This window comes from Streptomyces sp. NBC_00829, from assembly GCF_045161795.1.
Taxonomy (GTDB): Bacteria; Actinomycetota; Actinomycetes; order Streptomycetales; family Streptomycetaceae; genus Streptomyces.
Genome location: NZ_CP108867.1, coordinates 910,597 through 930,809, shown reverse-complemented (window position 1 = coordinate 930,809; position 20,213 = coordinate 910,597). Strand labels below are relative to the sequence as shown.

The 20,213-nt window shown below is 70.8% G+C and carries 17 protein-coding genes; 5 read left to right on the top strand and 12 right to left on the bottom strand.

What is annotated here, in order from left to right:
* Positions 1–22: 22 nt before the first annotated feature.
* From OG293_RS03835 to OG293_RS03800, 8 genes are all read right to left on the bottom strand, one after another.
* Entirely contained in the window at positions 23–829 is an 807-nt protein-coding gene (locus OG293_RS03835) for an endo alpha-1,4 polygalactosaminidase (RefSeq protein WP_405997337.1), read from the bottom strand.
* A complete protein-coding gene (locus OG293_RS03830) occupies positions 826–1,485 on the bottom strand; it encodes a spherulation-specific family 4 protein (RefSeq protein WP_405997336.1) in 660 nt (219 codons plus the stop codon). Before OG293_RS03830 ends, OG293_RS03835 begins: the two co-directional genes overlap by 4 nt.
* Before the next feature lie 31 nt (positions 1,486–1,516).
* Positions 1,517–2,416, bottom strand: a complete 900-nt coding sequence (locus OG293_RS03825; protein ID WP_405997335.1) for an NAD-dependent epimerase/dehydratase family protein — start codon at positions 2,414–2,416, stop codon at positions 1,517–1,519.
* 8 nt (positions 2,417–2,424) lie between these two features.
* A complete protein-coding gene (locus OG293_RS03820; protein ID WP_405997334.1) occupies positions 2,425–3,138 on the bottom strand; it encodes an NDP-sugar synthase in 714 nt (237 codons plus the stop codon).
* A 45-nt stretch (positions 3,139–3,183) separates the two neighbouring features.
* Positions 3,184–4,185: an SDR family NAD(P)-dependent oxidoreductase gene (locus tag OG293_RS03815; protein ID WP_405997333.1), complete on the bottom strand. Its 1,002-nt coding sequence runs from the start codon at positions 4,183–4,185 to the stop codon at positions 3,184–3,186.
* A gap of 38 nt (positions 4,186–4,223) precedes the next feature.
* On the bottom strand, positions 4,224–5,585 hold the full coding sequence (locus OG293_RS03810; RefSeq protein WP_405997332.1) for a hypothetical protein: 1,362 nt from the start codon (positions 5,583–5,585) through the stop codon (positions 4,224–4,226).
* Positions 5,582–7,069, bottom strand: a complete 1,488-nt coding sequence (gene pelF, locus OG293_RS03805; RefSeq protein WP_405997331.1) for a GT4 family glycosyltransferase PelF — start codon at positions 7,067–7,069, stop codon at positions 5,582–5,584. Before pelF ends, OG293_RS03810 begins: the two co-directional genes overlap by 4 nt.
* Before the next feature lie 120 nt (positions 7,070–7,189).
* Positions 7,190–9,334, bottom strand: coding sequence for a hypothetical protein (locus tag OG293_RS03800; protein WP_405997330.1), 2,145 nt, complete (start codon positions 9,332–9,334; stop codon positions 7,190–7,192).
* A 441-nt stretch (positions 9,335–9,775) separates the two neighbouring features.
* Here OG293_RS03800 and OG293_RS03795 point away from each other — a divergent pair, with 441 nt between their 5' ends.
* The 3 genes from OG293_RS03795 to OG293_RS03785 all read left to right on the top strand — a co-directional run bounded on the left by OG293_RS03795 (position 9,776) and on the right by OG293_RS03785 (position 12,822).
* Entirely contained in the window at positions 9,776–10,402 is a 627-nt protein-coding gene (locus OG293_RS03795; protein ID WP_405997329.1) for an ArsR/SmtB family transcription factor, read from the top strand.
* Positions 10,403–10,495: 93 nt separating this feature from the next.
* Positions 10,496–11,224 (top strand): SRPBCC domain-containing protein, encoded by a 729-nt coding sequence (locus OG293_RS03790; protein ID WP_405997328.1) that lies wholly within the window; start codon positions 10,496–10,498, stop codon positions 11,222–11,224.
* Positions 11,225–11,358: 134 nt separating this feature from the next.
* On the top strand, positions 11,359–12,822 hold the full coding sequence (locus OG293_RS03785) for an SDR family NAD(P)-dependent oxidoreductase (RefSeq protein WP_405997327.1): 1,464 nt from the start codon (positions 11,359–11,361) through the stop codon (positions 12,820–12,822).
* 3 nt (positions 12,823–12,825) lie between these two features.
* Here the strand turns inward: OG293_RS03785 and OG293_RS03780 are convergent, their stop codons facing one another.
* Complete coding sequence (locus tag OG293_RS03780) at positions 12,826–13,035, bottom strand: hypothetical protein (RefSeq protein WP_405997326.1); 210 nt, start codon at positions 13,033–13,035, stop codon at positions 12,826–12,828.
* Between the two features lie 408 nt (positions 13,036–13,443).
* On the opposite strand from OG293_RS03780, the gene OG293_RS03775 reads away from it, so the two are divergent.
* A complete protein-coding gene (locus OG293_RS03775) occupies positions 13,444–13,617 on the top strand; it encodes a hypothetical protein (protein WP_405997325.1) in 174 nt (57 codons plus the stop codon).
* A gap of 53 nt (positions 13,618–13,670) precedes the next feature.
* Here the strand turns inward: OG293_RS03775 and OG293_RS03770 are convergent, their stop codons facing one another.
* A complete protein-coding gene (locus OG293_RS03770) occupies positions 13,671–14,603 on the bottom strand; it encodes a winged helix-turn-helix transcriptional regulator (RefSeq protein WP_405997324.1) in 933 nt (310 codons plus the stop codon).
* A 15-nt stretch (positions 14,604–14,618) separates the two neighbouring features.
* Entirely contained in the window at positions 14,619–16,100 is a 1,482-nt protein-coding gene (locus tag OG293_RS03765) for a carotenoid oxygenase family protein (RefSeq protein ID WP_405997323.1), read from the bottom strand.
* 369 nt (positions 16,101–16,469) lie between these two features.
* On the opposite strand from OG293_RS03765, the gene OG293_RS03760 reads away from it, so the two are divergent.
* Positions 16,470–18,821, top strand: a complete 2,352-nt coding sequence (locus tag OG293_RS03760; protein WP_405997322.1) for an alpha-L-fucosidase — start codon at positions 16,470–16,472, stop codon at positions 18,819–18,821.
* On the opposite strand, the gene OG293_RS03755 is transcribed toward OG293_RS03760, so the two are convergent.
* Positions 18,799–20,205, bottom strand: a complete 1,407-nt coding sequence (locus OG293_RS03755) for a lipase maturation factor family protein (protein WP_405997321.1) — start codon at positions 20,203–20,205, stop codon at positions 18,799–18,801. The two genes, OG293_RS03760 and OG293_RS03755, sit on opposite strands and share 23 nt — an antisense overlap.
* Positions 20,206–20,213 lie beyond the last annotated feature (8 nt).

The following is a 20,213-nucleotide window of genomic DNA, read 5'->3' as shown; positions in this document are numbered from 1 at the left end:
CCCCCAGCAGCGCCGTTCGGCCTCAGCACGGCTGCCGCCACACGCCCAGATCGAGCTTCTTGCGCATGGAGCTGAGACCCAACTGGCGCGCCCGCTTGCAGAACTTGTCGACCGGGAGTGCGTACTCCACGTGGAAGACCGCCTTCCCGGCCTTCACGAAGGGCGTCAGCGCCGCGCAGTCGCCGTACTGTGCACACTCCTCGTTCACGGCAAAGTCGAAGTCCCCGACCAGTTCGGCGACTTGAGGCAGATCGTTCTTGAGGCCCACCGACATCCCGCGGTCATGGGCGAGGCCGGCGATCATGCGGTTGTACGCCAGCTGATGCGCGGGAGTGAGTGGAAAGCCGGTCTCGTTGAGATAGGCGTCCAGGAGATCGGGCTCCACCGCGTCGAAGCCCCGGTCGCGGCAGAGATCCATCCGCTCGGCCATCAGCGGGCGGAGGATGTCGATCCGCCGGATGTCGAGCCAGCGCTCGCCCGACCAGCCGTTGGGCCGGCCGCGTACGGACGCCGGGAAGTCACCGTGGTCGGGGCGGAAGGACTCCCAGGCGCCCGCGTTGACGTAGCAGATCACCTTGCGGCCGTCTCGGTGGAGCGTGCGGACGGTGCTCGCGTCGTTCTCGAACCCGTCGATGTCGTAGACGGGCACGTCGACATCCGTGTCGATCCGTCCGTCGAGCTGCCACTGCCATGCCGTGCCCGGCCGCGGCACCCAGCGCCCCTGCCGGGGAGCGGGCTCCGGCCGGGAGGACGAGCAGCCCGCCAGGACGACGAGAGCCAGGACGAGAGCGGACAGCGCCGTCCGGCGACGGGAAGTGGGGAGCGTCATGGGGCCTTCCGGAGGGCGGGCGGCAGAGCCGACCAGGGATTGGGGCCGTGGCCGGACACGGCGCAGTGGACGGCGGCACGGCGCATCTCGGCCGTCCGGGCCGCGAGACGGCAGAGCCCGCTGGGAACGCCGTGGACCAGATGCCCGAACCTGCTGGGCGGATGGTCCTTGGTCCAGGCCGGAGCGGCCGGTGCGGTGCAGTACGCGTCCCAGTCGCCCTCGAAGGTGATCAGCAGATCGCCGACTGCGGCGTACCCGGGTGCGGGATGGGCGCCCGGGTTGAGGACGAGAGTCCGGCCCCCGCGCGAGCGGGCGGCCCGGGCGAGACGCCGGTAGTGGCGCAGCCCGGCCGGGTCCGGGGCGACCTGGTCGAGGAAGAACCCGTCCGTGCCGTACCAGTCGCGATGGCACTCGAAGTCCCGGGCGACCGCACGCGCCGGGCGTCGTCCGTAGTCGGTGTCCGTGTACCCGAGCAGACGCACTCCGGCCGCCCGCAGATCCTCGGCCGCGGCGACGAAAGCCGGGTCGGGCGAGGCTCCGGGACCGTCGTCGACATTGAGCACCACGCCGTACAGCCGGGACGAGGACGCGGCGAGGACACGCCAGGCACCCGGATCGACGGCGGGGTGGACATACATCGGCACCAGCAGCGTCACGACGCTCCGCCCTCGGCCCTCGCCGCGACCCTCATCGGGCCGCCCCGGCCGGGAGCGAGGACGCCCACAGATCGCACAGCGAGTCCTCCAGGGTGCGCTCGGGCCGCCAGCCGAGCGCGTCGCAGGCTGCGGTGATGTCAGCACACTGCCAGGAGACCGCCGTCGAACGCGCGGACCCCGCGCCCGACTCCTCCAGCCGGCCCCGGAATCCGGCCGTCCGCACCAGCCCGTCGGCCAGCTCCCGCACCTGAGTGGCCCGGCCGCTGCCGATGTTCAGCACGGGCGGCAGCCCTCGCTCGGCGGTCGCCGCCCGCACCGCCGCTTCCGCCACGTCCCGTACGTCGACGAAGTCCCGGTGCGCGGACAGATCACCCACCCGGACCGCGTCGCCCGTGTCACCGGCCCGCCGCAGCTCCGCGGCCAGCCGCCCGGGCAGGCCCGCCGCGGGAGCCCCCGGGCCCACCGGGTTGAAGACGCGCAGCACGACCGCGTCAAGGCCGCAGGAGGTGACGGCGACCGTGCCGGCGAGTTTGGTGGCGCCGTACGGACTCGACGGCCGCGTCGCCGCGGTTTCGGTGACCGGCTCGGCGGGCGCCGTCGGACCGTACTCCGCGGCCGACCCGAGGTGGACGAGCCGGGCGTCGGGCGCCGCGTCCCGCAGGGCCTCGCAGAGCGCGGCCGGGCCGCGCGCGTTGACGTCGGTGAGGTGCACGGCGCTGCCGGCCACCGAACCGGCGCAGTTGACGACGACGGACGGCGCGGCGGCGTGCAGCGCGTCAGCGAGCCGGCCGGGCCCGTCCGTGAGGTCGAGGGGCACATCGGCGCCCGCGGACCGTCCGCCGACGAGCAGCCGCACGCCCGGCAGGGCGCGCAGCCGCTCGGCGGTGTGACCGCCCAGGAATCCGGTGGAGCCCAGGAGGAGGATGCGCACGGAACCCCTCACGCTCCCTTGAGGAGTAGGCCGCGGTGGGTGGTGAACTCCGCATTGGCCCTGTCGTAGTCGTCGGGCCGTCCGATGTCGAGCCAGTAGCCGTCGAAGTCGTAGGCGTGCGGCGGGTTCTGCGCCTTGAGCAGGTCGAGGACCAGCTCGTCGAAGCCGAGCGGCAGTCCGGGCGTGTAGCCGGCCAGTGTCTCCCGGTTGAGGCCGTACACGCCCATGGAGACGCGGTAGTCCATGCTCGGCTTCTCGGCGAAACCGACGACCCGGCCCGACTCGGTGGTGAGTACTCCGAAGTCGATGGAGACCTTGCGGGCGTACGTCGCCACGGTGAGGGGCGCGCCGGAGTTGCGGTGCTGCTCGATCACGTCTCCGTAGTCGAGGTCGGTGAGGATGTCGCCGTTCATGACGAGGAACTCCTCGGGCAGCCGGTCCATCATGGTGAGCAGCGGTCCCATGGTCCCGAGCGGACTCTCCTCGGTGGAGTAGCCGACGCGCAGCCCCCACTGCGAGCCGTTGCCGACATACGCGCGGATGATGTGGCCCAGATGGCCGATCGCGATGGTGCAGGTCTTGAATCCGGCCGCTGCCAGCTGGCGCAGCACGATCTCCAGGATGGCGTGCTGGTCGCCGATGGGCACCAGCGGCTTGGGCAGTGCGGTCGTGTACGGGCGCAGCCGGACGCCCTTGCCTCCGGCCAGGATCACTGCGTGCATGGAGACTCCCCTGTCGTTGCGGGTGGGTGGCGCTTGCGGACGCGTTCAGATGTTGTAGATGCCGGTCTTGTACCGGGCGAGGTTGGCGGGGTCGCGGAAGAACGCGATGGTGCGGACGAGCCCCTGTTCCAGGTCGTGTCCGGGCGCCCAGCCGGTGGCCGTGCGCAGCCGGGTGGCGTCGGCCACCAGCCGCATCACCTCGGATGCCGCCGGCCGGATGCGCTCGGGGTCCTCTCGCACGTCGAGGTCGGTGTCCATCAGCTTGCCGATGAGCCGGGTGAGTTCGCCCACCGAGATCTCCGAGCCGGTGCCCGCGTTGAAGGTGCGGCCGACGACGGCCTCGGCGGGCGCGGTGCCCGCGGCGAGGAAGGCGCGGGCGGTGTCCTTGACGTACAGGAAGTCGCGGGTGGGGCGCAGGTCCCCGAGGGTGATGACCCTCTCGCCCGCCGCGACCTGACCGATCACGGTCGGGATGACGGCGCGCATCGACTGGCGGGGCCCGAAGGTGTTGAAGGGGCGCAGGGTGACGACGGGGGTGCCGAAGCTGGCGTGGTAGCTGTCGGCCAGCCGGTCGCCGCCCGCCTTGGAAGCGGCGTACGGGGACTGGGTGTTGACCGGGTGGTCCTCGGTGATCGGGACGGTCTGGGCGGTGCCGTACGTCTCGCTGGTGGAGGTGTGCACCAGACGGGGGATCCCCAGCTTGCGCACCACCTCCAGCACATTGAGGGTGCCCGTGACATTGGTGTCCACGTAGCTGTGCGGCGCCTGGTAGGAGTACGGGATCGCGATCAACGCGGCCAGATGGTAGACGGCTTCGGTGCCCTCGACGAGCTGGTGCACGGAGCCCGCGTCACGGACGTCGCCGAGGACGATCTCGACCTGTTCGAGGACGTCAGGGGCGAGCGTCTCCAGCCATCCGTAAGAGGAGAAGGAGTTGTACTGGGCCATGGCGCGGACCCGGAAACCGGAGGCCACCAGGGCTTCGGTGAGATGCGATCCGATGAAGCCCTCGGCTCCGGTGACGGCGACAAGCGCGTTGGATGTCACAGGCGTTGCTCCTGTTGTCGTGGGTCGGGTGCGGTGGTTCAGCGGTGTGGGGTGGGCCGGCCGAGGAGCCGGCAGGCGGCGGCGACCAGGACCGAGGCCGCGGCGGTACGGAAGATCAGTTGGGCCGGGCCTGACGGAATCCCGGCGAAGGGCGCCGCCGCCTCGGCCACGGCCGTGGCGAGTGTGAGCGCGGCGGGGACCCAGGCCAGTGAGAACGCCTGGAGCAGCAGCGCGGTCCAGAGCAGGGCCCCCAGGGCGAGCAGGGCAGCGGGCGAGGTTCCCGCGAGGAGCGCGCCGGCACCGAGCACCGTGAGATAGGCGCCCAGGCAGTACGCCAGGGCCCGGCCGGAGCGCAGGACGAAGCCGCGTCCGGTGGTGCTCTCGCGCAGCGCGGTCAGCGCGAGCGAGCGGTAGCGGTACAGCAGCCACTCGGCGAAGCCCATGCTGAGCGTGAGGACGACGACCGAGCGAGGATCCTCGGCCCCCGCCAGTGCCGCGAGAACGCCCGCCGCCAGTCCGAACAGGCCGTAAGGGAGCGACCGTAGAAGGGGAGGAGTGGTACCCGCGGCCGTCGGCTCCGACCCGACGGCCGCGCGGATCGCGTGAGCGGCGGCCAGCACCGCGAGCAGCACGGTCGCCAGCAGCAGTCCCAGGACGAGTGCAATCGGCAGCTGCCACACCTGCACGGCCCCCGCGCCCGCCGCGACGGGCACCAGGGTGAGCAGCAGGGCACGTTCGCGGCCGAAGACCAGCAGAACACTCGCCGCCGCCAGATAGCAGGACTGCCCGGCCGCGAAGGCCGCGCTCGTACCCGGCCCGGACACGGCAAGGCCCGTGGCCGCGGCCCCCAGCGCTCCGGCCGGTGCGCCGATGCGCAGGGTCCGCCCGGCGGCGGCCCGGCCCTCGGCGGCCAGCCGCAGATACGCCCGGTGGCTGAGCCCCTGGTTCCACGCCCAGGCCGCCAGCGCCGATGCGATCAGTCCGGAGAGGTCCGCCCTGCCGTGCCACAGCCCGGCGCCCAGCACATAGGCGAGGCCGGGCAGGGCGAAGACCAGACCCCGCAGCGCACAGCGCAGATGGTCGGGCCGCCAGGGGTCGGGCGCGGGCGGCGGCTCGGGATAGTGGCGGGGCACGCGCGCGTACAGGTCGCCGGCGAGCGTGAACAGGTCGGGACGACCGTAGCGTTCGGATATCTGATCGCCCGTCAGGCCGTCGGACTCCAGCAGAGCTGCCACCTCGTAGGGGTGGACGGCCGTGGCGACCTGCTCGACCAGACGCTCGGCGAGCTCGTCGATCGGGTCCTCGGCCCAGCTGGGCCGGCGCCGTGTGCGGGCGCGGGGTCTGGGCAGGGCCGGCAGGGTGTCGCCGTCGCCCGGCAGAAGGCGCAGCGGGCCACTCATGCGAGTACCTCCGCCCGCCAGGCAGCGGCCGTCGACTCCTGTGCGCCCAGGGCGAGTTCGAGGTATATCGAGCGGAAGGTGTCGACGGTCTGGCGGAGGGTGAACTGCTCGATCACCCGCAGCCGCGCCGCTTCGCCCATCGCGGTCCGCCGCCCGGGATCGCGCAGCAGCTCCAGTGCCGCGCGGGCCATCGCCTCCGGTTCCCGCGGCGGCACCACCAGACCGCTGTCGCCGACGGCTTCGCGTACCCCGCCGACATCGGTGGAGACCGTGGCGCGCCCGCAGGACATGGCCTCGATCAGGGTGAACGGAAAGCCCTCGCTGATGCTGGACAGCATCACGACACTGCCCGCCGCGTACGCGTCCCGGATGTCGTCGACCCGGCCCTCGAAGGCGACGGCGTCCTGGTGCCCGAGCTCCGCCGCGAGCGACTCGCAGCGCTCCCGGTAGGCCTCACCGCCGCGGGGCGTGCCGCCGAACAGTCGCAGCCGTGCCTGTGGCAGCTCCTTGCGTACGAGGGCGAACGCCCGGATCAGGGTCTCCAAGTCCTTGATCGGGTCGACGCGTCCCGCCCAGCTGAGCGTAGGCGTCCCGGGCTCGGGGCCGGCGGGCGGGAACGCGGCCGGATCGACGCCGTTGTAGACCGTCCGGATGAGCTCAGGGGGCGCCCCGCCCTGCTCCTCCCACAGCCGGTTGTAGCGGTTGCCGGGGGTGACGAGGGCCGCGACGCGGTACGTCTCCTCGGCGAGCAGCCGGAAGAAGCCGAGCAGCAGCGCCTTCACCGGCCAGCGGTAGGGGCCGGTGCGGTAGCCGAGGTAGCGCTCGCGCAGATAGACACCGTGTTCGGTCAGGAGCAGCGGCACACCGTGCAGATGGCTGCCGACCAGACCGGGCAGCACGGCTATGCCACCGCTGACGGCGTGGGCGACGCCCCGCTCCGGTGGCGCGGCGGTGAGCGGCCGCAGCGCGTGTTCGAGCAGGTCGGTGGCGGTGAGGGCGTCGTGGAGGGTGGGCCGGGCCGCGTACACCGGCAGCTCGGGCCGGTTCCACACGCGCACCAGCGTGTGCACGGCGCCGTCGGTGCGCAGTGCCGGGGCGAGTCCCCCCTCGCGCGCCGAGCGGGCCAGTTCGTACAGGCAGGAGCCGAAGTGCTCCTCGGCTGCCGGATCGAGGAGCGCGGTCAGGAATCGTTCGTATGTGGTCATCAGCCGGCGCAGCCTGCGGCCGCGCGGCGGTGCCCCGGTGGGGTCGGGACCCCACATCGGGACGCTGACGGGTTCGGCGACATGCGCGGGCAGCTCCCAGGCGAGGGATTCCCGCCCGGTGCCGGTGACCGCTATGACCTGGAAGTCGAAGTCCGGCATTCCGACTACGAGTTGGTCGCACCACACGCTCACGCCGCCGTGGCTGTGCGGATAGGTGCCTTCGGTCAAGAGGGTGACCAGGGGCGCGCCGGAGCTCGGCGCGCCAAGGGATTCGGCCATGTGGAACTGCTCCCCTGAGAGCGAGAAGGGAAGGGAGCGCCCCGCCCGCGGGACGGGCGGGGGCGCGTCGAGCACGGTCCCCGGGCGGGTGACGGTGCCCGGGACCGGTCGCCGAATCCTTCAGCGGGTGGTGCCGTACGGGACGTGGCGGCGCACGCCGACAGGAAGTGGCAGCCGGGGAGCGCTGCCCTGGACCGGCGCGGCCTTCGCGGTGCGGGCGGCGGCCGGCGCTGCCGTGGGCAGGTTCAGCGTGACCCGGTCCTGGAACTCCCCGGGCGAGACCCAGCCGGAGAGAGAGCCCGCGTAGGGGCTCCCGAAGGCGGCCGTGCCGAGGAACAGCTCCTGGACGGTGCCGGAGGGCATGGTCGCGGTCACCTGAACGCCTCTGGGCGCCTGCACGGTGACGGTGTCGCCGATGCGGTAGGCGGTCACCCGGCCGTCCTTGACGGCGGTGTTCCAGGCGGCCCGGTCGCGCAGCTCCGCGCCGATGTCGCGCTGGCGCAGGTTCACGAGCGGGGTGTTGTCCGCGTACAGCGAGGCGTAGTCGTCGAGGATGCGGTTCAGCACCGGGTAGGCGATACGGTCCTCGGCCAGGTTGGACTGGTGGACGAAGTGCGGCCGGGGGTCGTTGGCGAGGACGTGGCCGAGCCCGATCCTGGCCTCCAGCGGCACCACGTACTGGGCGTAGCCGGTGGTGGCGTCCAGCGGTTCGTCGAGGCAGGTGGAGTTGGCCGCGGTCTCGCAGATGCCGCTGCCGCCGTCCGCCCTGCGGGTGTAGATCCAGTTGTACTCGTCGATCTGCTCGGCGACGTGCCCCGCGTTGTAGAAGACGTTCATCGGGTAGCGGGGCACCGTGAGGGCGGGGCCGACCTTGCGCTGGGCGGGCTCGCGGGAGTTGTCGGAGGCGAGCCAGGCGATGGAGCCGGCCGCGAGCGCGGGTGTGAGCTGGGGATTGTCGTCCGGCTGCTGGGGCAGGACACGCATCCCCGAGTGTTCCCCGGTGACCAGTTCGTCGTTGTGCAGCGGAAGTCCGGTCCGCTCGCCCCAGGCGCGGTTGTCCCCGATCTGCTGGGAGATCTCGGCGGTGGTGACGTACTGGGTGGTGCCGTCGGGGTTCTTGGAGCAGACCCACGGGACGACGCTGACGTCCTGGACACAGCCGAGGAAGGGGTGGTTGTAGGTGTGGTTCACCCAGCGGTAGTCGTTCCGGTCGGCCGTGAGCTGCTGGGCGAGCGGGTCGGTGCCGCCGTTCTCGACCTTGTACTGCTCGCTGCCGCCGCCGTTGTAGACCATGTCGAGGGTGAAGCCCTTGGACGCGGACCACTGCGCCGCGTGCTGGGCGTCCGCCGCGGTCATCCGGATCGGGTTCTGCACACCTTGCCCCGGCGGGCAGTCGACGTCGCCCGGGGTGCAGTTGAGGACGGTGTCCCAGCGGTCGTCCTCGGCGAATACGTCGTCCACGTGGACGGAGAAGTAGTTGCGCGCGGCGCCGATCTGCACGCCCTGGGTCAGCCAGGCGGCTATGCCCTTGGCGAGCAGCCGGAACTGCTGCTGGTACTGGTTGTAGACGAAGGTGACGACTAGTTCGCGGCGCCCGTCGTGGCGGTACTCGCCGACGACGGATCCCCGCTGTCCCGGCAGGTTCGGCAGCGGCACGTCGATGTAGCTGGTGTAGTCGGCGCCCGCCGCCGGGCGGGCCGCGTACGCCCAGCTCTCGCCGACCGAGGGGGAGTTGTCCTCGAAGGGCACGGCTCCCTCCAGGTAGCCGAACGGCCCGGCCTTTCCTGCCGCGGTCACCTGGGCGCGCACCCCGTCGAGCGGCCCGGCGTAGCCGCCGTTGAACGGGACGTCGAGTCCGACGGCCGGACGCGCGTAGGTGTAGGCGTCCACCTGTGGGATCGCGAAGGTCTTCTCGTACGAGGCGAGGGCGGCCATCTCCGCCGAACCGCCCCCGAACGGGTTGTCGTTGGGCAGCACCACGGCCTGGAACCTGGCGCGCGGCCGGCCGTCCACGGTGTCGGCGAGGAACCCCGCGTCGATCACCGGCCGGTCCGCCTGCTGCAGGTCGAGCAGGGTGTACGGCGTTCCCGAGCCGTCGAGTTCGGCGGCGATGGCGGCGGTGGCCGGTCCTCCGTCGTCCACCACCAGGACCTTCAGATCGATACGCGGTGCCGGCGCCCCGGCCGCTGTGGCGGTCGGTGCGGCGAGGGCCAGCAGTAGTGCGCTCGTAGTGGACAAGGCAGCCGTGCGGACGCTGCGCCTCATGAGTGTCGGTTCCTCCCCGGAGGGCATGCCGGACCGGAGTCCGGTATGCCCTTGCCCCCCTGCGGTGGTCGGGGCGTGTCGACGACGCCCCGTGCCACCGCTCTGTCGGATCACATAGTGGGGCGAGAGCCGGTGAACCTGTGTGGACATTGTGAAACCTGGCGAGAAACGGATGCAATGCCCCAGTCGAGGCCGTTCCCGGATCTCCCTCGCGGGCGGCCCACTTCGCCCCGGGCCGGGCGCGGCACCGGGGGAGGGAGCCCAGGTCGGGGAGATGATGGCGGGTTTGCGTCGCCCGATGACCTTCAAGGGTCTAGACCAAGGTGAATTCTCCTGGTCACTCACGGGATTCGGCCACCTTCCCCCTGCTCGCCGGGGGCGCGGCTCGCCGAACAGGAATTGAGTCTGGACAAAAAAAGTTGTCGGTGAGAGGGTGGAGCCATGTTGGACGTGACCGTGATCGAGGATTCGGCGGCTGCCGCCGTCTCGCTGGACCCCATGCGCTCCCGGCTCCTTGCCGAGCTCGCCGCCGGTCCGGCGTCGGCGACCATGCTCGCCGGCCGCGTCGGGCTGCCCCGCCAGAAGGTGAACTACCACCTCAAGGCCCTGGAGCGGCATGGCCTGGTCGAGCTCGCCGGCGAGCGCAGGAAGGGCAATGTCACCGAGCGGCTCATGCGGGCCACCGCGGCCTCGTACGTCATCTCGCCGCTCGCCCTGGCCGCCGTGCAGCCCGACCCGGGCCGCTTCCGCGACCAGCTCTCCGCCCGCTGGATGCTCGCGGTCGCCGCCCGCCTCGTCCGCGATGTCGGCACCCTCATCACGGGCGCCGCCAAGGCCCGCAAGCGGCTTGCGACCTATGCGCTCGACGGCGAGGTGCGCTTCGCGTCCGCCGCCGCGAGGGCCGCGTTCGTGGAGGAGCTGACCCAGGGCGTCGGCGCCCTGATCGCCAAGTACCACGACGAGGACGCCCCCGGCGGCCGGGAGCACCGCATCGTCGTCGCCCTCCACCCCACCGTGAAGAACCCGCCCGCGGCACCCGCCGTCGAGGCGGAGGAGCCGTCGGCCTGATCGACCCCCCGTCACCGCCGGCACCGGCAAGCGCCTGTCCAGGACGGGCACGTCGTCCCTGCGCCCGAGCGCGCCCGAGCATCAGGAGTCACCATGTCCAAGGAATTCGAGATCGTCCGGGAGTTCGAGACCGACGCGAGCCCCCAGGAGGTGTGGGACGCGATCACCACCGGCACGGGCGGCTGGCTCTGGCCCTTGGAGTACGAGCCCAAGAAGGGCGGCGCGGGCCCCTTCGGCAGCACGATCGCCGAGTGGGACCCGCCGCACCGGCTCACCGGCCGTACCGAGAACCTCCAGGATTTCGCGCAGCAGACCCTCAACCAGCTCGACCATGTCATCGAACCGCGCGAGGGCGGCGGCTCCTGGGTGCGCTATGTGCACAGCGGCATCTTCGTCGACGACTGGGAGAACCAGTACGACGGCGCCGACAAGCACACGGACTTCTATCTGCACACCCTGCGCCAGTATCTGGAGCACTTCGGCGGACGCGGTGCCGCCTTCGCCACGCTCGACGCCCCCGACGCCTCGAAGGCGCCGCAGGGCCTGGAGGTCGTCGGCCGCGGACTGGGCCTGTCCGACGACGCCACCCAGGGCGCTGCGGTGCAGGTCGAGCTGCCCGGAGCAGGCCGCGTCGACGCGGTGCTCGACTACCGCAACGCGTACTTCATCGGGCTGCGCACGGACGAGGCGATGTACCGCGTCTTCGGCCGCAACCACTTCGGCGCGCCGGTCGGGGTGAGCGTGCACGACTTCGCCCCCGGCGCGGACGCGGCCAGGAACGAGGACGCCTGGCGCACCTGGCTGGCCCAGCTCTTCGCGTAGACGTCGCAAACGTCACCGAGCGGCGGACGGGCCGGATTCTCCGGCCCGTCCGGATTTTGCCGTCACCCTTTTGCTCAGTAAAGTTGCGCTTTTGAAAACCATGGCGTGTGAGTGATCGAGAAACGGCAGAGGCAATGACGGTGACAGAGGACAGCCCGGTGTTCGGCCCGGGCATCGACCCGGAGCGCCTGGCCGTCTGCCTCGGCGTGCTCGACGAACTCGACAAGCTGGACGTCGACCACCCCGACGCGATCGCGGTCCGCCGTGCCACGGCCGGCATCTACCGGACGGTCAAACAGCGCCGCCGCCAGGAGCGCAGGGCCGCCAAGACCGCCCACGACAAATCGGTCACCGAGGCCACCGCGACCGGCTCCGCCGAGCGCATCGACGACGAGACCGAGGGCCTGCTGCCCTCCTCCTCGGTCAGCGGCGAGATCGCCGGAATACTCCAGCGGCCCCGGTCCTGCTACATCTGCAAGACCCGGTACGTCGAGGTCGACGCCTTCTACCACCAGCTCTGCCAGAAGTGCGCGGCCGAGAACCGCGCCCGCCGCGACGCCCGCACCGACCTGAGCGGCAGGCGCGCCCTCCTCACCGGCGGCCGGGCCAAGATCGGCATGTACATCGCCCTGCGGCTGCTGCGTGACGGTGCTCACACCACCATCACCACCCGCTTCCCCAACGACGCGATCCGCCGCTTCAAAGCGATGCCGGACAGCGACGAGTGGATCCACCGCCTCAAGATCGTAGGTATCGACCTGCGTGACCCCGCGCAGGTCGTCGCCCTCGCCGACTCCGTCGCAGCCGAGGGCCCGCTCGACATCCTGATCAACAACGCCGCGCAGACGGTACGCCGCTCCCCGCAGGCGTACAGCGAACTGGTCGCCGCCGAGTCCGCCCCGCTGCCCGCGGGAGAGTTGCCGCCCGCCCAGGTCATCGGCACCTTCGGCAGCGGCGCGGTGGACTCGGTCGCGGCGCTGCCGTCGGCCGCCGGTGAGGGTCTGACCGCCCAGGACGTCACCGATCTGGCGCTGGTCAGCGGCTCGGCCTCGCTGGAGCGCATCGCGGCGGGGACCGCCATCGACGCCGGTGGCCTCGTCCCCGATCTGCACGACACCAACAGCTGGATCCAGACGGTCTCCGAGGTGGACCCGGTCGAGCTGCTCGAGGTGCAGCTGTGCAACTCCACCGCGCCCTTCATCCTCATCAGCCGGCTCCGCCCGGCCATGGCGGCAGCCGCCGCCAAGCGCAGCTACGTGGTGAACGTCTCCGCCATGGAGGGCGTTTTCAGCCGCGGCTACAAGGGCGCCGGCCACCCGCACACCAACATGGCCAAGGCCGCGCTGAACATGCTCACCCGCACCAGCGCGCAGGAGATGTTCGAGACCGACGGCATCCTGATGACCGCCGTCGACACCGGCTGGATCACCGACGAGCGTCCCCACCCGGACAAGATGCGCCTGGCCGACGAGGGCTTCCACGCCCCGCTCGACCTGGTCGACGGCGCGGCCCGCGTCTACGACCCGATCGTGCGCGGCGAGGACGGCGAGGACCTCTACGGCTGCTTCCTCAAGGACTACGCTCCGGCGAACTGGTAGATCTCAGCACCTCGTGGACGGCGTACGAGGGTGCCCGCCGCGGCGCGCACCTCGTACGCCGTCCACCAGCAGATCCGCCCCTGTCCCCCACGCCGCCTCGTCCGAAACCAGCCACCGCACCGCCCCCGCCACATCGCCCGGGTCGCCGCCGATGTCGCCCGCGCGGCCCGCGGCCTGGGCGCCCGCCGTCCGCAGCCCGGCTGTCGCCCGCATTACTCCATCCGTGTCCCGGCTGTGACCACCATCTTGGCCCCGCTTCGGCCGGTCTTTCGGCGACGGCGAGGCCGATGCCGCGGGATACCCCGGTCACCAGGGCTGTTCTGCCGTCGAGGCGGCCGTGCGCCTGTCCCGGAGGTCATCCGCGCACGATCCCGCGAAGCCCCGTACAGGGACAGATTGTTGGCCGGGTTTGAGTTGCTTTACAGGAGATTTACAGGCCCCATCGAGCGGGGCTCTGCTCATATGGTTACTCTGGGGTGAACGGACGCCACCAAGGGATCCACGAATCTCCCTTGGCCGTCCTGGGACAAGCCTTCAACCGGGCTGCGGTCCCGCCCGAGTGCCGGCGCCACCGCGACCGAACTGCCCTTGTCCCAGTTACGCGACACAGAGGAGTGCGCGGTGACATCAGAAGTGACGAAGCACGAGAAGCGGCCGCAAGAACGCAGCGGCGACCGGGCCGCCCGGTCCAATGAGCTTGGAAGTCTCGAAGTCTGGGCCCGGTCGGCCCCGATCCGCCTCGCCGGCTACGAGGAAGACCTCGCGGAGCCGCACATCCTGCCCGGTATCGACTGAGTGGTGCGCTTTCGCCCCCGTACCCCCTGCCGACGGGCAGGGGGTACGGACGGTCAGGGAGCCGCACGTACCTGGTCGAGCACCAGCACATCGCGCCCCACCAGCCGCTCACCGCACGCGTCGCACACCAGCCTCGGCGAGAACTCCCGCCCGCAGGAGCGGTGTACGGACACCAGCGCGGGCCCCTCCGGCGCCGCGTACCAGCGCTGACCCCAGTCGATGAGCGTCATCACCACCGGGAAGAACGCCCGGCCCTTGGCGGTGAGCCGGTACGTCGAACCCGTCGCCGAGAGAACTCCCAGCGAGCAGAAGGTCTTCAGCCGGTCCGCCACCATGGCCGGGGGCGCCCCGAGCCGCTCCTGGAACTCCCCGAAGCGGTGGTCGCCGAGAAAGGCCGCCCCCAGCAGACCGACCGACCAGCGGTTGCCGATCAGTGCCGTCGTCTCCGGGAAGAGACCGGCCGCGCCCGAGTCCCCCGCCGTGCTGCGGCGCCGTGTCACGCCCGCCGGGACGGACCGGACGGCCGCACCGCTCGGCCCGGTCACCGAGCGCACCTCGCGCGGCCCGGCGGCACCGCCGCAGCCGTCGCATGCCATCGCCGGTTCGCTGGTGCGTCCGCAGGAGCGGTGCCCCATCCACGGAAGTTCCTCGCGCCGGCCGGCGACCCAGCGGAACTCCCAGCCCCAGATGGAGACCAGCACCGGCCAGAGACCGAGCCCGCGCGCGGTGAGGCGGTACTCGTGGCGCACGGGCCGCTGCTGGTACGCGTACCGGGTCAGCAGCCCGTGCTCGGTGAGTCTGCCGAGCCGTCCGGTGAGCACCGCGTCCGAGATCGGGAGGAGGGCGTGCCAGTCCTGGTAGCGGCGCACACCCAGGTGGGCGTGGCGCAGGATCAGCAGCGTCCACTCGTCGCCCAGCAGGCCGAAGGTGACCGCGATCGCGTTCTGCCCGCCGGCCGGCAGCGGGGTCGGCGCCTCGTCGGTCACGGTGCTTCCAGACTCTCAGACGTCCGCGGGCCCTTCGAGCCAGCCGGGGAGCGCGGAGCCGGGCGCCCAGGTGGAGTGTGTGCCGCTGGAGATCCGCTCCGGAAGGCGCACCCGGGCGACAGGACCGTCGGTCAGACGTGCGGCGTCGAAGACCAGGCACTCGGAACGATCGGCGTTCATGTCGGTGGTCAGCGTAACAAGGTAGCCGTCGTCCTCCCCGGCCGAGCCGACGCGCGGAGCCATGGCCGTCTCGCTTCCGAACACCCCGTCCCCGTAGGCGTACCGCTCCTCGCTCCCCGTCCTGAGATCGTGCTTGACGATGCCGTCCATGAGAAACCATCCCGGCTGCTGGGTCGAGGCGTACGCATAGCGGTAGGAGCGCCCGCCGTGACCCGGGTTGATCATTCCGAACTCGGTGAAACGCTCGCTGAGGCGCTCCTCCTTGACCTGTCCCGTACGGAGGTTGAGCCGCCAGCGGTGCAGCCGGGTCTGCAGCCGCTCCACCGCGAGGAAGCGGAACATCCGCTGATGAATGCCCTCGCCGCGCGGGTCCTCCGGTTCCGGGCACCCCTGGTGGAAGCCGTCGAGGACGATCTCGTCGCCGTCCTCGTAGGCATTGGTGAAGTGCAGGACGTAGGTGGGGTCCGCCTCGAACCAGCGGACCTCGGTGCCCAGGCGGGGCAGGACGCCGAAGCGGCTCGGCAGGTCCGGGTGGAAGCGCGAGGCGTACTTGCCCCGGGCGATCAGCTCCGGGTCCCAGAAGAGCGGGAAGTCGTTGAGCACGGCGTAGTTCTCGGTGAACGCCATGTCGTGCGGGAGGCGGGGGCCCGGGAGAGGGACATCGGTGAGGTGTTTGAGACGGCTGTCGGGTCCGACGACGCCGTAGCGCAGATACGGCGCCTCGGTCGCGTACGAGAAGAAGAGCAGCTCGCCGGTCGCCTCGTCGACCTTGGTGTGCGCGGACACTCCCCAGTCGGGCGCCCAGGGCGAGGTGCCGAGCGTGTCCAGCGTGAGCGGGTCGAGACGGTAGACGTCGCCGCACTGCCAGAAGCTGGTCAGCGCGTGGCCGGCGTGGACGACGATGTCCGTGCTGGAGGCGTCCTTCATCCGGGTCCGCGCGCCCCAGCCGTCCTCACGCAGGGAGAGGGAGGGGCGCTCCGCGATGCCCGCCCACAGCGACTGTCGCGCCTTCTGTTCCGCGAGGAAGCCCTCCGTGCGCACAAAACGGTTGCGGTAGAAGGCCTTTCCGTCCCGGAATCCCACCACATGGATCATCCCGTCCCCGTCGAAGGGGTGGTAGAGCGTGAGCGCGGGATGAACCGGGTTCTCGGTGTTGCGGAGGTAGACGCCGTCGAGATCGGCGGGGATCTCGCCGGCCACCTCCAGGTCGTCGGCCCGCCACTCGGCGGTCTGCGGCCGCCACGGTCCGGTCCGGTACGGATGTTCGTCGTCCGCCGGAAGCGTCGTCAGTGCGCGGGAGACGAGCTCAACGTCCATGGGTGTGGTCCCTTTCCACGACGAGGCGGACCGTGGCGGTCGTAGTGCCTCCGATGGTGAGCGGCGCCGAAGCGGCGCGCCCCTGGTGCCTGTGACTCCTCCGCCGTGCCGGTCGCGCGGCGGCCCGCGTGCTATTCGTACGCGAGCCGCCAAGTCCGGTCCCTCGCGGGGGCAGTTGCGGGTGAAGCCGCTCTGAAAGCCGCCCGGTACCCAGGTGTTCCGGTGCGCCGGCTCCGCCGTGAGACTACAACTAACAGAGTTACTCGGTGAAGTGAGGCGCTGGTCATCCGATGGCTGAGGGGGGAAAGTTGGCGGATGTCTGGTTGTGAGCATTGACATGACCCTGTCGTGCTCCAATCATCGGATGTCATGACCGAACTCCCCAGGCGCCACGTACTCGGAATGACGACGGGGGCGGCAGTCGGCGCCGCCTTTGTGTTCCCGGCCACGGCCGATGCGAGCCCTCGATCACAGAAGGAGCAGCAGCACCCCCGGGGCGGCGACTGGGGCACGGTCCCCGCCGCCGTGCCCGTCCCGCTCGACCGCTGGTTCGACAACGACGGCATCGACACCGCGGACGCCCGCGGCGGCAACTTCGACGGCTCCGGCTACACCTTCCCCGGTGAGGAACTCCCCTCCGGGCGGCTGGAGATCGACGGCATCGCCTATCGCTTCCCCACCGCTACCGCGGGAGCCAAGAACAACATCGTCGCTCTCGGACAGCGCATCGAACTCCCCAAGGGCCGTTATCTCTCCGGCCTGTTCCTCGTCTCGGGCAGCTACGGCGCCGCATCCGGCGGGGCCACCGTGCACTACGCGGACGGCACCACTCAGCGCGCCGGGCTCGGCGGCCCCGACTGGTACTCCGGAAGCGGTCCGCTCACCGCCGCCTACCGCTATCGGCCGGACGGGCAGAAGGACCCCCACCAGGTCGTCATCGCCACCGCCGAACTCGCCATGGACGCCACCAGAGAAGCCGTGGCAGTGACCCTGCCCGTCACCAACCCCGCCGAGCCGAACAGGACCTCGCTCCACATCTTCGCCCTCACCCTCCAACCAGCCGCCCAGGGACGGGCGCTGGCCCTGCGTGACGCTCGCTCCACGGCCTCCCTGCTCGATGCCGGCGCGCAGAGCGTCGAAGCCACCGTCGTCAACGCAGGTACCGTTCCCGTCCTCGCCGCCGACCGCCTCACCCTTTCGGTGAACGTGCCCGGAGCCCGCACCACCGCCCCCGCCTCCGTGCGCCGCCTCGCCCCCGGCGAACAGGCCAGAGTCCGCATCGGCATCAGCAGCAGACCCGGCACCCGGCCCGGCACCGTCCAGGACGGCACCGTCGTGGCACGCGGCCGGGGCGGGCAGGCGGCGGCCGTGAAACGACCCCTCACCCTCGGTGTGCCCGACTACCGGGCGACCGACGCCTCGCTCACCGCCCACCAGGCGCCCTACTGGTTCCAGGACGTGAAGTTCGGCATCTTCATCCACTGGGGCATCTACTCCGTGCCCGCGTGGGCACCCGTCGGCAAGCAGTACGCCGAGTGGTACTGGAACCACATGCAGGACCCCCGCAACCCCACGCACACCCATCACCGCCAGATGTACGGCGAGTCCTTCGCGTACGACGACTTCATCCCGCGCTTCAGGGCCGAACGCTTCGATCCCCGCTCCTGGGTCGAGCTGTTCCGTGACGCGGGCGCGCAGTACCACGTCCTGACGTCCAAGCACCACGAGGGCTTCGCCCTGTGGGACACCAAGGTCAGCGACCGCAACTCCGTGAAGATGGGGCCCAGGCGGGACCTGATCAGGGAGCTCTTCGACGCCTCGCGCCGCTACACCCCCGAGCTCCACCGCGGCCTGTACTTCTCCATGCCGGAGTGGTTCAACCCCGACAGCCCCTGGATGGGACACGCCCCGCGCAATCCGTACACCCTGGAGTCCGTGCCGTACACCGGCCACCGGCCCGGCGACTACATCAAGGATCTCCAGGCCCCGCAGATGCTGGAGCTGATCCACGACTACGACCCCGAGCTGCTGTGGTGCGACATCGGCGGCGCCAACGACAGCCACCGGGTCCTCGCGGAGTACTTCAACCACGCCAAGAACAGGGCCCGGCCGATCGACGTGGCCGTCAACAACCGCTCGGGGATCGGCCCGCACGACTTCACGACCCCCGAGTACACGACGTACGACTCCATCGTCACCGACAAATGGGAGTCGAGCCGCGGACTCGACCCCTTCAGCTACGGCTACAACGCGGCCACGCCCGACGACCGTTACATGACCACCGAGGAAGTGGTGCACTCACTGGTCGACATCGTCTCCAAGAACGGGAACTTCCTTCTCGACATCGGGCCGCGTGCCGACGGCACGATCCCCGAGATCATGCAGCGCAGGCTGCGTGAGACGGGCCAGTGGCTCAAGGTCAACGGCGAGGCGATCTACGGCAGTACGTACTGGGCGCGGATGCCGCAGCTGGGCGAGGATCTGCGTTTCACCGTCCGTCCCGACAAGGGTTTCTACATCCACTCGCTCGCCGAGCCCGGGAGTACCCTCACCGTCGAGGCGCCGGTCCCGGTCCGGGCCGGTGACAAGGTGACCATGCTCGGGTACGGGCGTCCGCTGTCCTGGCGGACGACCGGCGGGGCGCTCGTGATCGATGTGCCCGCCGCGGCCCGCAAGGCCGGAAGGATCGCCTGGGTGTTCAAAGTAGCCTGGTCGGCCTGAGGAATTCGCGTACCGGGGTCCGGTGCCACCAGGCACCGGTGTCACGCCGTTCGCGCCAGGTCGTGTACCGGTAGCGGTACAGCCTGGCGCGGACGTACGCGGGCGGCGCGGCCGGGAAGGGATTGCGGCCCAGCAGCCGCAGCGTGTCCCGGTCCCCGTCGAGCAGCCGCTCCACCAAGGGGCCGAACCAGGAGCCCGCATAGGCGGGGGAGAGCGCGGCGAACCACATCATCCAGTCGAGCCGCAGATGGTACGGAGCGAACTGGCGCGGCAGCCGGCGCACATCGCCGGGCTTGCCCTTGAACGCGTACTCCCGCCACACCGAGCCCTGGTGGAGCACCGTGTCGTCCGTGCCCTCGATCACCAGCTCGTGGCGCACCCGTCCCACGGTGCCGAACGCACCGTAGGCGTTGACCAGATGGAAAGGGTCGTAGGAGCGGTTCATCGACTGCCGCCGGGAGAACAGATTGCGCGCCGGGCGGTGGCTCAGAGCGATGAGCAGAGCGCCGACGGCGATCACCACGATCTCGTACCAGAGCGGTGGGGCGGGCAGCGCGGGCGGACCGGCGATCAGGGAGCCGTCCACGGCGGAGAGTGCCAGCGCGATGGTCAGCCAGTTCAGCCAGGAGAAATTGCCCGAGAGGACCAGCCAGAGCTGGGTCAGCACGATCGTCGCGGCGGCCACGCTCGCTATCGGCTGAGGGGTGAACAGCAGAACCGGCACGAGGAGTTGGGTCACATGGTTGGCCGCCACCTCCACCCGGTGGAAGAGTTTGGGCAGATGATGGAAGTACCAGCTCAGCGGACCAGGCATCGGCTGGGTCTCATGGTGGTAGTACAGACAGGTCAGGTCGCGCCAGCACCGGTCGCCACGGAGTTTGATCATTCCCGCGCCGAATTCGACCCGGAACAGCACCCAGCGCATCAGCCAGAGCACGATCACCGGTGGGGCCGTGCGTTCATTGCCGAGGAAGACGGCGAGGAAGCCCGTTTCGAGGAGCAGCGACTCCCAGCCGAAGCCGTACCAGGTCTGACCCACATTCACGATCGACAGATACAGCGCCCACAACACCGCCCACCATGCCATCGCCACCGCCAGGGGGAGCCGGTCGGCGGCGCCCGCGACCAGCGCGGCCGAGAGCAGGCAGCCCGTCCAAGCGCAGCGTGCGAAGAGCCGGTCGGAGTAGCGCAGTTGGAACAGGCTGGGAGCGCGGCGCATCGGCACCCGGCGTACGAACGCGGGCACCGGCAGCATGCCCCGCTCTCCGATCAGGGCCCGGAACTGCAGGGCCGCGGTGAGAAAGGCGATGAGATACACGGCGGCGAGAGCCCGCTGGAAGACCAGCCGGCTCAGCCAGTAGTCACCTTCGCTGAACCACTCCATCACCTCCA

What these genes read in the sequence shown, in the direction of transcription:
- OG293_RS03800 (WP_405997330.1), bottom strand. Translation starts at nt 9,334, where the DNA reads ATGAGGCGCAGCGTCCGCACGGCTGCCTTGTCCACTACGAGCGCACTA.
- OG293_RS03790 (WP_405997328.1), top strand. Translation starts at nt 10,496, where the DNA reads ATGTCCAAGGAATTCGAGATCGTCCGGGAGTTCGAGACCGACGCGAGC.
- OG293_RS03810 (WP_405997332.1), bottom strand. Translation starts at nt 5,585, where the DNA reads ATGAGTGGCCCGCTGCGCCTTCTGCCGGGCGACGGCGACACCCTGCCG.
- OG293_RS03835 (WP_405997337.1), bottom strand. Translation starts at nt 829, where the DNA reads ATGACGCTCCCCACTTCCCGTCGCCGGACGGCGCTGTCCGCTCTCGTC.
- OG293_RS03755 (WP_405997321.1), bottom strand. Translation starts at nt 20,205, where the DNA reads ATGGAGTGGTTCAGCGAAGGTGACTACTGGCTGAGCCGGCTGGTCTTC.
- OG293_RS03780 (WP_405997326.1), bottom strand. Translation starts at nt 13,035, where the DNA reads ATGCGGGCGACAGCCGGGCTGCGGACGGCGGGCGCCCAGGCCGCGGGC.
- OG293_RS03760 (WP_405997322.1), top strand. Translation starts at nt 16,470, where the DNA reads ATGACCGAACTCCCCAGGCGCCACGTACTCGGAATGACGACGGGGGCG.
- pelF (WP_405997331.1), bottom strand. Translation starts at nt 7,069, where the DNA reads ATGGCCGAATCCCTTGGCGCGCCGAGCTCCGGCGCGCCCCTGGTCACC.
- OG293_RS03820 (WP_405997334.1), bottom strand. Translation starts at nt 3,138, where the DNA reads ATGCACGCAGTGATCCTGGCCGGAGGCAAGGGCGTCCGGCTGCGCCCG.
- OG293_RS03785 (WP_405997327.1), top strand. Translation starts at nt 11,359, where the DNA reads ATGACGGTGACAGAGGACAGCCCGGTGTTCGGCCCGGGCATCGACCCG.
- OG293_RS03795 (WP_405997329.1), top strand. Translation starts at nt 9,776, where the DNA reads ATGTTGGACGTGACCGTGATCGAGGATTCGGCGGCTGCCGCCGTCTCG.
- OG293_RS03765 (WP_405997323.1), bottom strand. Translation starts at nt 16,100, where the DNA reads ATGGACGTTGAGCTCGTCTCCCGCGCACTGACGACGCTTCCGGCGGAC.